Here is a 13,097-nt window from a genome sequence, read left to right on the forward strand (position 1 = left end):
GGCGGGGAGGTGGGCGGCTTCCTATGGTGGGGGGCATGGGTGATCGGCGGCGTGCTGTTCCGGGGACCGACCGCGTGCTGTCCGATCCGGGCGTGGCCGCGGCGGTGGAGCGCCTGGGGCACCAGCTGGTCGTCCGGACCGTCCGGGAAGTGGCGCAGCGGGCGCGGGACGGGTTGCTGGATCCGGAGGGCGTCGTGACGGAAACGCTTGCCGCGCTGCCTCGTTCGGCATCCGGGATGCGACCTGTGATCAACGCGACCGGCGTGCTGCTGCACACCAACCTCGGGCGGGCGCCGCTGTCCCGCGCGGCGCGCGAAGCGCTCCAGGTGGCGGCGGGCACCACCGACGTGGAACTGGACCTCGACACCGGCGACCGGGGCCGTCGCGGGGCCTCGGCCGTCGAGGCGCTGCTGGACGCCGTGCCCGGAGCCGAGGACGCGCACCTGGTGAACAACGGCGCGGCGGCGCTGGCCCTGGCGGCCACCGCGCTGGCGGCCGACCGGGAGATCGTCCTGGCGCGCGGCGAGATGGTCGAGATCGGTGACGGGTTCCGCATCCCCGAACTGCTCACCTCCACCGGCGCGCGGCTGCGCGAAGTCGGCACGACCAACCGGGTTCGGCTCGACGACTACCGGCAGGCGCTGGGCGCCGACACCGGTTTCGCGCTCAAGATCCATCCGTCGAACTTCGTGATCAGCGGTTTCACCGCCGAGGTCGGGGTGGCCGAGCTGCGCGAGCTCGCCGTGCCGGTGGTGGCCGACATCGGTTCGGGACTGCTGCGGCCGGATCCGGCGCTGCCCGGCGAACCGGACGCTGCCACAACGCTGGCCGACGGCGCGGACCTGGTCATCGCCAGCGGCGACAAGCTCCTCGGCGGCCCGCAGTGCGGTCTGCTGCTCGGCCGCGCGGACGTCGTGCACCGGTTGCGCCGCCACCCCCTGGCTCGCGCGCTGCGAGTCGACAAGTTGACGTTGGCCGCGCTGGAGGCCACCGTGCGCGGACCTCGCCCGCCGGTCGCCGAGGCCCTGCACCGCTCCGGCCTGGCCGAACGCGCTGCGGCCCTGGCGGATTCGCTGGCGGCGGCCGGGGTTCCCGCCGAGGCGGTCGACTCCGGCGCCAGCGTCGGCGGCGGTGGCGCGCCCGGGGTGGTGCTGTCAAGCGCGGCGGTGGCGCTGCCCGCGCGGTTCGCCAAGCAGCTGCGGCTCGGCGAACCGCCGGTGATGGCGCGCGTGGAGCGCAACCGGTGCCTGCTGGACCTGTTCGCCCTCGACCCGGACGACGACGAGGCGTTGCGGCGCGCGGTGCTGGCCGCGCACTAGGAGGTGCCCATGCGCGTGGTGGCCACGGCCGGACACGTCGACCACGGCAAGTCCACGCTGATCCGGCGGCTCACCGGCATGGAACCCGACCGGTGGGCGGAGGAACGCCGCCGGGGCCTGACGCTCGACCTGGGCTTCGCCTGGACGGAGCTGGCCGACGGCTGCTCGGTGGCGTTCGTCGACGTGCCGGGTCACGAGCGGTTCGTGCCGAACATGCTCGCCGGGGTCGGCCCGGCGCCCGCGGTGCTGTTCGTGGTCGCCGCCGACGAGGGCTGGATGCCGCAGTCCGACGAGCACCTCGACGCGCTGAACGCCCTGGGGGTCTCCGACGGGCTGCTGGTCATCACCCGCAGCGACCTCGCCGACCCCCGACCCGCGCTGGAGCAGGCCCGGCGCCGGCTGCGCGGGACGAGCCTGGAGGAGATCCCGCCGGTGCTGGTCAGCGGCCGCACCGGAGCCGGTTTCGACGACCTCGCCGAGGCCCTGGACGCGATGCTGCACCAGCTTCCGCCCGCCGACGCCGACGCCGACGTGCGGCTGTGGATCGACCGCGCCTTCGTCATCCGAGGCGCGGGCACGGTCGTGACCGGAACGCTGCAGGGCGGCGAAGTGCGCGTCGGGGACCAGCTGGCCATCACCCCGTCCGGGCTGGACGCCCCGGTGCGGGCGCTGCACGCGCTGGGTTCCGCCGAGCAGTCGATCTCCGCGCCCGCGCGGGTGGCGGTGAACCTGCGCGGAGTGGACCTCGACCAGGTCCGCCGCGGCCACGCCCTCATCACCCCGGGCCGCTGGCTGACCACCGACGTCCTCGACGTGCGCCTGCACCCGACGGCGGACGTGCCGCGAGACCTGGTGCTGCACATCGGTTCCGCGGCCGTGCCCGCACGGGTCCGCCCGCTGGGCATCGACACCGCGCGGCTGACGTTGCGGGAGGCGTTGCCGCTGCGGATCGGCGATCGCGCGCTGCTGCGCGACCCCGGCGGGCACCGGGTGCGCGCCGGGGTCACCGTCCTGGACGTGCGGCCTCCTCCGCTGCGCCGCCGAGGCGCGGCCCGGCTGCGCGCCGACGTCCTCGCCGGAATGGACGGAACCCCGGACTGGGCCGACGAGCTGCGACGACGCGGCATCGCGCGGGCCGACGACCTCGCCGCGATGGGCGCCGAACCGCCGACGGCAGGTCCGTGGCTGGTGTCCGAGCAGCACCGGGCCGAGCTCGCCGCGAGGCTGCGCGAGGTGTTCGCCGAGCACCGGCGAGCGCGCCCGCTGCACGAGGGCATGCCCTCCGGCGCGGCTGCCCGCGCGCTGGACCTCCCGGATCCGGCGCTGCTGCCCGGCATCGCCGCCGAAGCGAGCCTGCACCTGGCGGCCGGTCTGCTCACCGACGGCACCACCGCCCTGCCCGACCGGGTCGCGCGCGCCGTGGAAGCGGTCCGCAGCGGGCTGCGGGAGCACCCGTTCCGCGCACCCACCGCCGAGGAGCTGGCCGAACTCGGCATCGGCGATCGCGAGCTCGCCGCCGCCGAGCGCACCGGCGCGCTGCTGCGGCTGGGCCCCGGCCTGGCGCTGCTGCCCGACGCCGAGCGCACGGCGCTGCCCCGGCTGGCGGAACTGCCCGAGCCCTTCACCCTCAGCGAGGCCAAGCGGGCGCTGGACACCACGCGCCGCGTCGCGGTTCCCTTGCTGGAGATGCTCGCTCGCCGCGGCCGCACCCGCAGGCTCCCGGACGGCACCCACCGCCTGGTGCGCTGAGCCCTGCGATCTTGCGGCCGCCACCGCATCGTGGGAGCAGGCGCCGGGCGATGGGAGGCACACCATGCCGCGCAAGATCTGGACCGGGTCGATCAACTTCGGCCTGGTGACCATTCCGGTCGGGCTGTACGCGGCGACCGAGGACCACACGATCCAGTTCCACCAGTACCAGCGCGGGACCACCGACCGGATCCGCTACAAGCGGGTCAACGAGACCACCGGCGAGGAGGTCGGCTACAACGACATCGTCAAGGGGCGCGAGCACGGCGACGGGATCATCACCGTCGAGCAGTCCGAACTCGACGAGATCGCTCCGGGGCGGTCGCGCACCATCGACATCAGCACGTTCGTCGACCTCGGCGAGATCGACCCGGTGCACTTCCAGAAGACCTACTGGCTGGCGCCCAACTCCAAGGAGCACTACCGGCCGTACAACCTGCTGCGGAGCGCGATGGAGCAGACCGGGCAAGCCGGGATCGCCACGTTCGTGCTGCGCGGCAAGCAGTACCTGACGGCGGTGCGCGCGGACTCCGACGTGCTCGCGCTGAACACGCTGTACTTCGCCGACGAGATCCGCGACCCGGCCGACCTGGTCGGCGACCAGCCCGAGCAGTCCAAGCCCACGGACAAGGAACTCCAGATGGCCACCACGATCATCGAGTCGATGAGCGGTGAGTGGCAGCCCGAGGAGTACTCCGACACCTACACCGAACGCGTCGAGGAGCTGCTGGCCGAGAAGGCGCGCGGCGGTGAGGTGCAGGCGGCCGAGGCTCCCCCGCAACCCACCGACGTCATCGACCTCACCGAGGCGTTGCGCCGCAGCGTCGACGAGGCCCGCAAGGGCCGCAAGCCGGCTCCGTCCGAGGACCTCTCGGAGCTCACCAAGGCCGAGCTCGACGACCGCGCCAAGCAGTTGGGCATCAAGGGCCGGTCGAAGATGAAGCGCGCCGAGCTCGAGCAGGCCGTCGCCGAAGCCGGGCAGGGGTCCCGCAGGGCGTCCTGACCACCACCCCACCCGTGGTGCCAGGCGCAACGCCGCAGGTCGTGGGTGCGGACGAAAAAGATCCGCGATCTTGCGTCATGACCCGCGCCCGGATCGGTCCCGATCACGTGGGCAGCCTGGTTCTCCGCCCACGGGCGCGCGGGAAGCAGAGGGGATTCCGCGTGTGAAAAGCCGCCGGGCGCACCTGCTGTGGATGCGGGTCGTGCCCGGCGGTCCCCGCACGTGACGGGGTTCACCGAGCAGCGCTACCGACGGCACCGGGCCGGCCGCGGTGTGCTGAGATTCAGCGCATGGACGCGGGTGCCTGGTCGGCGGTGGGAGCACGCCGTGAACTCGACTCCGCCGGCGTACCGCCCGCCCTGCACCCCGCCTACCTGCGTTCGCGGGCGCTCAACGCCGAGCACGGGCGCACCTACTTCCTCGCGACCCGCCTGCTGCCGCCGGATCGGCGGCCCGCGGTGCACGCGCTCTACGGCTTCGCGCGCTGGGTCGACGACATCGTCGACGAGCTGGGCGAGGACTCCCCCGCGCTGCGGGCCGAACGGCTCGACCGGCTCGAGGAGCGGCTGCGCCTGGCGCTGAAGTCGGGGACCAGCGACCACCCGGTGCTGGCCGCGCTGGTCGACACCGTGCAGCGCCACCAGGTCGATCCCGTGCTGTTCGAGGACTTCCTGGCCTCGATGCGGATGGACCTCACCGTCACCTCCTACCCCACCCGCACCGACCTGGAGCGCTACGTCCACGGCTCGGCCGCGGTCATCGGCTTGCAGCTGCTGCCGGTGCTGGGCACGGTCGGGCCACCGGCGGAGGCGCGCGATGCCGCTGCCGCGCTGGGCGTGGCGTTCCAGCTGACGAACTTCCTGCGCGACGTCGGCGAGGACCTGGACCGGGGCCGCGTCTACCTGCCCGCCGACGAACTGGCGGTCTTCGGCGTGGACCGGGAGCGGCTGCTGCGGTGCCGCGCGCGCGGGCGGGCCGACGGGCCGGTGCGGCGCGCGCTGGCCGACCAGGTGGCGCGGGCCCGGGCGCACTACCGGGCCGCCGAGCCGGGGATCGCGCTGCTGGCCCCGGAGTCGCGTCCGTGCGTGCGCACGGCGGCGGTGCTCTACGGGGAGATCCTCGACCACGTGGTCGCCTCCGGCTACGACGTGTTCGCCAGGCGCATCGCCGTGCCCGTCTCGCGCCGGTTGGCCGTGGCCGCGCGCGCAGCCGGTGTGGTGCTGGTCTCGCGGGCGGTGCGCGGAGGCTTGACCTCGGGTCTTCGCGGGTAGTCGAGGGCTGCCCGGCACCAAGGCACCGGGCCGGCTTTCGCCGCCTGCCTGTTCGACACCGGGGAGTCCGAGGATGAGCGCACGATCCACGAGTTGGCAGGACGTCAGCGCGACCGCCGACATGATCACCGTCGCCGGTCAGCGCTTGCACGAGGGAACCCGCGCGATCGCGGGCACACCGGCGGAGGCGGCGAGGGCGCGCGATGCGCTGCTGGACCTCAGCGCGGCCAGCGCCCGCCTGGCCCGGCAGCTCGACCTGCTCGCGGCCGACAGCGGCGGTGGCGGTACCGAACCGCCCGACGTGCACGTGGCGCTCGACCAGGCCGCCGCCGCGGCCGAAGACCTCGGCAACTGCACGCGGGCGGCGGCTCGGGCGATCGAGGACGAGCTGGGCGGCGAGCACTGACCCGCCGCCCAGCCTCACCTGGTCAGGGCGCCTGCACGAGCCCGGCGCCGACGTCGGTGGCCGGCAGCGGCAACCGGCGGGCCGACTGGGTCAACCGCGTCCACAGCGCCCGCGCGCGGTCCGGCGACTGCTGCGCGTGCAGCGCGGCGATGCCGGAGACGTGCGGTGTGGCCATGCTGGTGCCGCTGAGCTTGCGGTAGCGCTCGGCGCCGGGCCAGCTGGAGTGGACGTCCACGCCGGGCGCGGCCAGGTCGACCTGCCCGACCTCGTCGACGGTGCCGCACGAGAAGTCGGCGATCTGCATCTGCGAGTCCACCGCTCCCACGGCCATCACCGACGGGCAGTTGGCCGGGTGGCCGACCGGGGCGATGATGCCCGCCGAGCGCTGGCTCTCGTTGCCGGCCGCGGCGATGATCAGCGTCCCGCGCTCCAGCGCGCGACGCGCGACCCGCTCGAACGCCTCCGAGTACGGCGCGCCGGGTTCGGTGGCCGAGCCCAGCGACATGGACACGATCGAGCAGCCGTTGGAGATCGCCCACTCGATGCCCGACAGGATCCCGCTGTCGGTGCCCGATCCGTCGTCGCCGAGGACCTTGCCCGCGTAGATGCTGGCCTCGTGCGCGATGCCGTAGCCGGGTCCGGCCTGCGAGGTGCGCGGTCCGCACGCGGTGCCGATGACGTGGGTGCCGTGGCCGTGGCCGTCGTGGGCGCTCTGACCCTCGACGAACGCGCCGGTGACGATGTCGCGGCCGGCGAAGTCGGGGTGCTGCTCGTCCAGGCCGGTGTCGAGGACGGCGACCCGCACTCCGGCTCCGGTCGCCGCGGCGGCGTCGGCGCGCACCGCCTGAAGTCCCCAGGTGAACTCGCCTTCCGGCGGCGGCGTGGGCTCGCCGATGGCGAAAACTCTGCGCTCGGCCTCGATCCCGGCGATCGGGCCGGTCTCACCCGCCGCGCGCTGCAGGTTGGCGAACTGCTCCTCGTCGGCGTCGATCAGGGCGATTCCGAGTTGGTGCAGCACGATTCCGCCCGCGGAGCTGAACAGCTCGCCCGGTGCCGCGCCCGCCGCGTCGGCGGTGTTGGCGCAGTTGATCCCGGTTAAGCGGGTCACCTCTCGGGTGCCGATGATGGTTGAGTCGTCTTCGAGCAGGACCAGGTATCGCCCGGTCTGGCTGGAGGTCATGTCGCTCCTCGTCGGTCGTGGCGCGGATGCGCCTCATCGGTAACCGACCGAGATCGACGATCACAACGGATTCCGGGCCCCTAAACCCGTTCGTGTTACCCGATACGGGGATGGCGGGGTCGACACGCCGTGTCAACACCATCGGACTGGACGCGGATCAGGCTCCCGTACTTCCATGGAGGCAGGGCCAACGCGGGAGGTCGTCATGACGGAGCACGGCAGGATCGTCGTCGGCGTGGACGGATCGGAACCCTCGAAGTGCGCGATGCGCTGGGCGCTGGAACAGGCCAAGCTCACCGGTTCGACGGTGCGCGCGATCAGCGCCTGGGAGTTCCCCGCGTTCTACTCCTGGGAAGGCGGTCCGATGCCGCCCGACGACTTCGAGGACTCCGCCCGGCAATGCCTGGACGACACCGTCGAGGAGTTCAAGCGGGCCACGCCGGAGGTGACCATCGAGCGCGAGCTCGTGCACGGCCACGCCGCGCAGGCCCTCATCGACGCCTCCGCCGAGGCCGACCTGCTCGTCGTGGGCAGCAGGGGTCACGGCAGCTTCTACGGCGCGCTGCTGGGCTCGGTGAGCCAGCGCTCCGCGCTGCACTCGAAGTGCCCGGTGGTCATCGTCCGGCGCTAGAGATTGTTTCTGTGGTTACTTTGCTTGGCGGTGCGGGTGGCGGAAACCCCCGAAGGGGAAAGCACAGCGCCTCCGTGGTCTCCGTGCGCCGCTCCTGATGTATGCCAATACACGGCGTCCCGGCGTACTCGCCACGAAGGCGCTGGCGAACCCGCGGCGGTACGGGCTGAGTCCCACACCTGAAAAAGCGGCTCCGCCGCAACCCCCAGAAGCCCTGATCAGCCGGTGTGGCCCAGGCGTTCTGAGAGGGCGGCGGCACCGTCCCGGACGAGGTCGCGCAGCGCGACTTCGGTCTCGTCGTTCCAGCGCAGGATTGGGACCGAGATGCTCATGGCCGCGACGACCTCACCGCTGGTGTCGCGCACGGGCGCGGCCACGCAGGCCACGGAGTCGTTGGACTCGCAGTACTCGCGGGCCACGCCGTCCTCGGCGATCTCGTCGAGCTCCTTGCGCAGCGTCTTGCGGTTGGTGATGCTGTGCTCGGTCATCGCGTCGAGCTTGTGGCCGCTGTAGATCTCGTCGACCTCGGCGCGCGGGAGCGAGGCCAGCAGCGTCTTGCCCAGCGCCGTGCAGTGCGCGGGGAGCCTGCGGCCGACGGCCGAGACCATCCGGACCGGGTGGCTGCTGTCCACCTTGGAGACGTAGAGGACGTCGGCACCGTCGCGCACGCCCACGTGGACGGTCTCCTGGCAGCGCTCGGCGATCTCCTCCGCGACCAGCTGCCCCTCCCGGGCCAGGTCCAGCCGCTCGGCGTAAGCCGACCCCAGTTGGAAGCTGCGCACGCCCAACCGGTACTTGTTGGTGGCGCGCCCGGTGGGCATCAGATAGCCGCGCTCGTTGAGCGTGCCGACCAGCTCGTGCACCGTGGTGCGCGGCAGCCCGAGCTGCGCGGTGATCTCCGGCGCGCTGAGTTCGTCGGCCTCCAGGAACAGTTCGAGGACGTCGAATGCCCGTTCCACGGCCGGTACCGCTCGTGCCAACGCTGGCGCTCCTTCCGCTTCGAGGCCAACCCCGAGTTGACCGATATTTCGAACATCGTACCTGATATCGACGACGTATTGACCTTCACTTCGTTCCGACCATACGATTTTACGAACGTTGTTCGGAATATCGAACGGAGATTTCACAGGTGCGCCAGACACGTGACTTCCTGCGATCCCTGGGTCTGCCCACCGACGACACCGCGGCCACCAGCGAGAAGAGATTTCCCGACGGCGCCCAGTACCGGGTGGAGATCCCCAGCACCGAAGGCCCCGAGGTGCTCGACGCGGTGCTCGCCGAGGCCGACGCCCGCGGCGTGCTGGTGCACCGGATCTCCCAAGGCAGCGGCGGCATGCTGCTCACCGACGACGAACTCGCCGCCATGGCCTCCACCGCCGCGGCGCGGTCGGTCGAGCTGAGCCTGTTCGCCCGGCCGCTGGCCGGCTGGGACACCAGCGCGATGGCGGTGTCCTCGGGCGGGGCGCCGGTGGCCGCGCAGGCGCGCGGCACCGAGCAGCTGGTGCACGTGCTGGAGGACATCCGCCGCACGGCCGAATCCGGCATCCGCAGCGTGCTCGTCACCGACCTCGGCGTGCTCAAGGTCGCCTCCGCGATGCGCGAGGCCGGCGACCTGCCCGCCGACCTGCAGTTCAAGATCAGCGTTCAGATGGGCCTGGCGAACCCGGCGTCGGTGCGCATCGCCGAGGACCTGGGCGCCGACACCTACAACGTGCCCACCGATCTCAGCCTCGGTCAGCTGGCGGCGATCCGGGCCGCCACGGACCTTCCGCTGGACGTCTACATCGAGGCGCCCGACGACATGGGCGGATTCGTCCGGCACTTCGAGATCGCCGAGATCGTGCGCGTCGCGGCCCCGGTCTACGTGAAGTTCGGGCTGCGCAACGCGCCGAACATCTACCCCAGCGGCAGCCACCTCACCCCCACCGCCGTCGCGCTGGGCCGCGAACGGGTGCGTCGTGCGCAGCTGGGCCTCGGGCTGCTCGCGCGCTACTCCCCCGACGCGATCGCCTCGACGCTGCCCGCCGAGGGCCTGGCCGTGCCCGTGTCCGGGTAGCGGCCTATCGTCGGCGCGTGTCCACCGCCGTCGCTCTCCGCTCCGGCTCCGGCCGCTGGATCCTGCTGGCCACCATCCTCGGTTCGGGGGTGGCGTTCCTCGACGGTTCCGTGGTCAACGTGGCGCTGCCGGCCATCGGCCGCGACGTCGGCGGCGGGCTGCGCGTCCTGCAGTGGGTGCTGGATGCCTACCTGCTCACCTTGAGCGCGCTGCTGCTGCTCGGCGGCGCGCTCGGCGATCGCTACGGCCGACGTCGCGTGTTCACGGTCGGGCTGGTGGTGTTCACCCTCGCTTCGCTGGGATGCGGGCTGGCGCCCACGGGCGAGGCGCTGATCGTCGCGCGGCTGGCGCAGGGCGTCGGCGGTGCGCTGCTGGTCCCGGGCAGCCTGGCGCTGATCAACGCCTCCATCGACCCGGACGACCGCGGCGAGGCCGTCGGCCGCTGGGCCGGGCTGACCGGTGTGTCCTCGGCGATCGGGCCGTTCGTGGGCGGGTGGCTCGTCGACGCCGCGTCCTGGCGGTGGGTGTTCTTCATCAACGTGCCGATCGCCGCGGCGGCGATGCTCGCGCTCCGCCACGTCCCCGAGACGCGCGACCCGAACGCGACCGGACGGCTGGACATCGGTGGCGCGGTGGCGGTCACCGTCGGGCTCGCCGGAACGATCTACGCGCTGATCGAGGTCCCGACCGCCGGGTGGGACACCGCTTCCACCACGGCCGCGGTGGTCGGAGTCACCGCGCTCGTGGTGTTCCCGTGGCTGGAAGCGCGCCACCCGAGTCCATTGCTGCCGCTGTCGCTGCTGCGGTCCTCGCAGTTCACCGGCGCGAACCTGGTGACGCTGACGGTCTACGCGGCGCTCAGCGGCGCGCTGTTCCTGCTGTCGTTGCAGCTGCAGCAGACGATGGGGTACTCGGCCTTGGAGACGGGCATCGCCACGCTGCCGATCACGATCATCATGCTGTTGCTGTCGGGCCGGGTGGGTGCGCTGGCGCAGCGCACCGGCCCGCGCGTGCCGATGACGGTCGGGCCGTTCGCCTGCGCGGCCGGGTTGTGGCTGCTGACCCGCGCCGAGGCCGGTGCGACCTACCTCGGCGGGGTGCTGCCGGGCGTGCTGGTGTTCGGACTGGGTCTGTCGATCACCGTCGCTCCGCTGACCGCGGCCGTGCTGGGCTCGGTCGGACCGGAGCGGGGCGGCGTCGCCTCTGGGGTCAACAACGCGGTGTCACGCCTGGCCGGTTTGCTGGCGGTGGCGGTGCTCCCGGTCGTCGCCGGGCTGGCGGGCACCGGTGACGGCGCACCGCTGGGGCCCGGGTTCGCGACCGCACTGCACATCTCGGCCGTGATGTGCGCCGCTGGTGGGGTGATCGCGGCGCTGACCATCGACCGCGGGGACCGGGTGGAGACGCCTCCCCTGCCCGGGCTCAACCACGCGTGCCAAGATCCGGCCTGCGAGTGCCGCGACTGATTCGAACTCCTCGTGTCGTACTCACCCCGCCGAAGCTACGGACGCGCCGATGCGCACCGTAAGGCACAAAGTCACCGTTTCAGCGGCTCTTTTCACCGCACCGCGCAGCGCGGATGTGGTGTGATCGGGTCATGAGACGAGGTCGGCGCGGCCATCCGTGCGAGGTGCCCACCCAGATCGGGTTGTACCGGTGCCCGGAGTGCGGCCAGCAGTGGGAGATTCACGGCATCGAGGGCAATCCGCAGATCCGCAAGGTCAGCCGCGTCGGCTGGTTCCTCGCCAAGCTCCTGGGGTGAGGCGCGTGTTCGAGGAGATCCTGGTGGGATCGACGACGTACCAGGTCTGCCGGGCGTCGTCCGACGATCTCGCCGAGCTCGTCGGGTTGCTGGTCGACGACGAGCTGGGTTCGGGCCGGGAGTCGGTGGCCGACCTCACCCCGTACCGGGAGGCGTTCGCGGCGATCGACGCCGATCCCGCGCAGCTGCTGGTCGTGGTGAAGGACTCGGCCGGCGCCGTGGTCGGCACCCTCCAGCTGACGTTCATCCCCGGGCTGGCGCGCCAGGGCGCGTTGCGCGCCCAGATCGAGGCGGTGCGGGTGCGCTCCGCCGAGCGGAGCCGGGGGCTGGGCGCGGCGCTGTTCGAGTGGGCCCTCGACGAGTCCCGGCGGCGCGGCTGCTCGCTCGTCCAGCTCACCACCGACAAGTCGCGCACCGACGCGCAGCGCTTCTACGACCGGCTCGGCTTCACCGCCTCCCACGAGGGCTACAAGATGAACCTGTGACCTCTGGTTATGCTGGCCGGACCATGCGCCGCAAGCTCCGCTCACCGCTGCCCCAGCGCGACGGCCTGGACCCGGTCCGGCTGCACCTGCCCACCGACGGGCGGTGGGCGACCGCCCGGGACTTCCTCGTCGAGCGGATCCCCAAGCTGGCGGCGGACCGCATCGACGAGATGCTGCGCGCGGGCCGGTTCGTCACCCACGACGGTCCGCTGGCCCCCGAGTCCCCGTACCGGCCGGGCGGTTTCGTGTGGTTCCACCGCGACGTCGCACCCGAGACGCCGGTGCCGTTCGAGCTGGAGATCCTGCACCGGGACGAGGAGATCCTGGTCGTGGACAAGCCGCACTTCCTGGCCACCACTCCGCGCGGAGGGCACATCACCGAGACCGCGCTCATCCGCCTGCGCAGGCAGCTGGACCTGCCGGACCTCTCCCCCGCGCACCGCCTGGACCGCGCCACGGCCGGTCTGGTGCTGTTCGTGGTCGACCCGGCGCTGCGCGGCGCGTACCAAACGCTCTTCCACGACCGGCGGGTCGACAAGACCTACGAGGCCATCGCGGGCTACGACCCGGACCTGGCGCTGCCCCGCACGGTCCGCAGCCGGATCATCAAGCACCGCGGCGTGCTGGCCGCCTTCGAGGAACCGGGTGTCCCGAACGCCGAAACCCGCGTCGAACTCCTCGAACGCCGCGGCGACCTCGCCCGCTACCGCCTGCACCCCCGCACCGGCCGCACCCACCAGCTCCGCGTCCACCTCAACTCCCTGGGCCTGCCCATCGTCGGCGACGACCTCTACCCCGAGGTCCGCGCGAAGTCCCCGGAGGACTTCACCAACCCCCTCCGACTCCTGGCCCGATCCCTGGAGTTCCCCGACCCCAGAACCGGCGAACACCGCCACTTCCACTCCCACCGAACCCTCCACTGGCCCTGACACCCCGCACCACAACAACCCCCTCCCCACCACGACGATGCGGCACCCGGATCACCCGGGGTCCCGTCCGTACCCGGAATACCCCGGTAATCAGGTACCGGATTACCGGGGTATTCCGGGTACGGGACCGTCCAGACGCGCGGTGGTCACCCCCTTCCCGGATTTCAGTGGAAATCCGGGTTCCGATTTCCACTGAAATCCGAGGGAGGACTTCCACTGAAATCGGGAAACCCGGCTGGGGACGGGACCGCCTGCACCGAAGCTCGACGCTCACCCCGGCGGGCTGATTTCCGGGGTGTTCGGGGG

13 protein-coding genes are annotated in these 13,097 nt (G+C 72.4%); 11 read left to right on the forward strand and 2 right to left on the reverse strand.

Annotated features, from left to right (window positions below; genetic code table 11):
* The first annotated feature begins 35 nt into the window (after nucleotides 1-35).
* The 5 genes from selA to E1181_RS29725 all read left to right on the forward strand — a co-directional run bounded on the left by selA (nucleotide 36) and on the right by E1181_RS29725 (nucleotide 5,748).
* The gene (gene selA, locus E1181_RS29705; RefSeq protein ID WP_132679728.1) at nucleotides 36-1,319 is read left to right on the forward strand and encodes an L-seryl-tRNA(Sec) selenium transferase; all 1,284 of its coding nucleotides are present in this window, start codon (nucleotides 36-38) and stop codon (nucleotides 1,317-1,319) included.
* 9 nt (nucleotides 1,320-1,328) lie between these two features.
* Nucleotides 1,329-3,068, forward strand: coding sequence for a selenocysteine-specific translation elongation factor (selB, locus tag E1181_RS29710; protein ID WP_132679729.1), 1,740 nt, complete (start codon nucleotides 1,329-1,331; stop codon nucleotides 3,066-3,068).
* A 64-nt stretch (nucleotides 3,069-3,132) separates the two neighbouring features.
* Nucleotides 3,133-4,071: a non-homologous end joining protein Ku gene (ku, locus tag E1181_RS29715; RefSeq protein WP_132679730.1), complete on the forward strand. Its 939-nt coding sequence runs from the start codon at nucleotides 3,133-3,135 to the stop codon at nucleotides 4,069-4,071.
* Nucleotides 4,072-4,361: 290 nt separating this feature from the next.
* Entirely contained in the window at nucleotides 4,362-5,342 is a 981-nt protein-coding gene (locus E1181_RS29720) for a phytoene/squalene synthase family protein (RefSeq protein WP_132679731.1), read from the forward strand.
* 73 nt (nucleotides 5,343-5,415) lie between these two features.
* Nucleotides 5,416-5,748, forward strand: coding sequence for a hypothetical protein (locus E1181_RS29725; protein ID WP_132679732.1), 333 nt, complete (start codon nucleotides 5,416-5,418; stop codon nucleotides 5,746-5,748).
* Between the two features lie 22 nt (nucleotides 5,749-5,770).
* Here the strand turns inward: E1181_RS29725 and E1181_RS29730 are convergent, their stop codons facing one another.
* On the reverse strand, nucleotides 5,771-6,928 hold the full coding sequence (locus tag E1181_RS29730) for a S8 family peptidase (protein WP_132679733.1): 1,158 nt from the start codon (nucleotides 6,926-6,928) through the stop codon (nucleotides 5,771-5,773).
* 205 nt (nucleotides 6,929-7,133) lie between these two features.
* Between E1181_RS29730 and E1181_RS29735 the strand changes: the two genes are divergently transcribed.
* On the forward strand, nucleotides 7,134-7,559 hold the full coding sequence (locus E1181_RS29735; RefSeq protein WP_132679734.1) for a universal stress protein: 426 nt from the start codon (nucleotides 7,134-7,136) through the stop codon (nucleotides 7,557-7,559).
* Nucleotides 7,560-7,777: 218 nt separating this feature from the next.
* Here E1181_RS29735 and E1181_RS29740 read toward each other — a convergent pair whose 3' ends face one another.
* Nucleotides 7,778-8,539 carry an IclR family transcriptional regulator gene (locus E1181_RS29740; protein WP_132679735.1) on the reverse strand — a complete coding sequence of 254 codons (762 nt, stop codon included), beginning with the start codon at nucleotides 8,537-8,539 and terminating at the stop codon, nucleotides 7,778-7,780.
* Nucleotides 8,540-8,688: 149 nt separating this feature from the next.
* On the opposite strand from E1181_RS29740, the gene E1181_RS29745 reads away from it, so the two are divergent.
* The 5 genes from E1181_RS29745 (at nucleotide 8,689) to E1181_RS29760 (ending at nucleotide 12,791) form a co-directional block, all read left to right on the forward strand.
* Entirely contained in the window at nucleotides 8,689-9,615 is a 927-nt protein-coding gene (locus E1181_RS29745) for a U32 family peptidase (protein WP_132679736.1), read from the forward strand.
* A 17-nt stretch (nucleotides 9,616-9,632) separates the two neighbouring features.
* On the forward strand, nucleotides 9,633-11,081 hold the full coding sequence (locus E1181_RS29750; protein WP_132679737.1) for an MFS transporter: 1,449 nt from the start codon (nucleotides 9,633-9,635) through the stop codon (nucleotides 11,079-11,081).
* Nucleotides 11,082-11,212: 131 nt separating this feature from the next.
* The gene (locus E1181_RS31625) at nucleotides 11,213-11,377 is read left to right on the forward strand and encodes a hypothetical protein (protein WP_165939847.1); all 165 of its coding nucleotides are present in this window, start codon (nucleotides 11,213-11,215) and stop codon (nucleotides 11,375-11,377) included.
* 5 nt (nucleotides 11,378-11,382) lie between these two features.
* Nucleotides 11,383-11,862, forward strand: a complete 480-nt coding sequence (locus E1181_RS29755; RefSeq protein ID WP_235877148.1) for a GNAT family N-acetyltransferase — start codon at nucleotides 11,383-11,385, stop codon at nucleotides 11,860-11,862.
* 23 nt (nucleotides 11,863-11,885) lie between these two features.
* Nucleotides 11,886-12,791: an RluA family pseudouridine synthase gene (locus tag E1181_RS29760; protein WP_132679738.1), complete on the forward strand. Its 906-nt coding sequence runs from the start codon at nucleotides 11,886-11,888 to the stop codon at nucleotides 12,789-12,791.
* Nucleotides 12,792-13,097 lie beyond the last annotated feature (306 nt).

It is taken from the genome of Saccharopolyspora terrae (assembly GCF_004348435.1).
GTDB classification, from domain to species: domain Bacteria; phylum Actinomycetota; class Actinomycetes; order Mycobacteriales; family Pseudonocardiaceae; genus Saccharopolyspora; species Saccharopolyspora endophytica.

Coding starts and splice junctions, on each gene's coding strand:
- selA (WP_132679728.1), top strand. CDS start 36: ATGGGTGATCGGCGGCGTGCTGTTCCGGGGACCGACCGCGTGCTGTCC.
- selB (WP_132679729.1), top strand. CDS start 1,329: ATGCGCGTGGTGGCCACGGCCGGACACGTCGACCACGGCAAGTCCACG.
- ku (WP_132679730.1), top strand. CDS start 3,133: ATGCCGCGCAAGATCTGGACCGGGTCGATCAACTTCGGCCTGGTGACC.
- E1181_RS29720 (WP_132679731.1), top strand. CDS start 4,362: ATGGACGCGGGTGCCTGGTCGGCGGTGGGAGCACGCCGTGAACTCGAC.
- E1181_RS29725 (WP_132679732.1), top strand. CDS start 5,416: ATGAGCGCACGATCCACGAGTTGGCAGGACGTCAGCGCGACCGCCGAC.
- E1181_RS29730 (WP_132679733.1), bottom strand. CDS start 6,928: ATGACCTCCAGCCAGACCGGGCGATACCTGGTCCTGCTCGAAGACGAC.
- E1181_RS29735 (WP_132679734.1), top strand. CDS start 7,134: ATGACGGAGCACGGCAGGATCGTCGTCGGCGTGGACGGATCGGAACCC.
- E1181_RS31625 (WP_165939847.1), top strand. CDS start 11,213: ATGAGACGAGGTCGGCGCGGCCATCCGTGCGAGGTGCCCACCCAGATC.
- E1181_RS29760 (WP_132679738.1), top strand. CDS start 11,886: ATGCGCCGCAAGCTCCGCTCACCGCTGCCCCAGCGCGACGGCCTGGAC.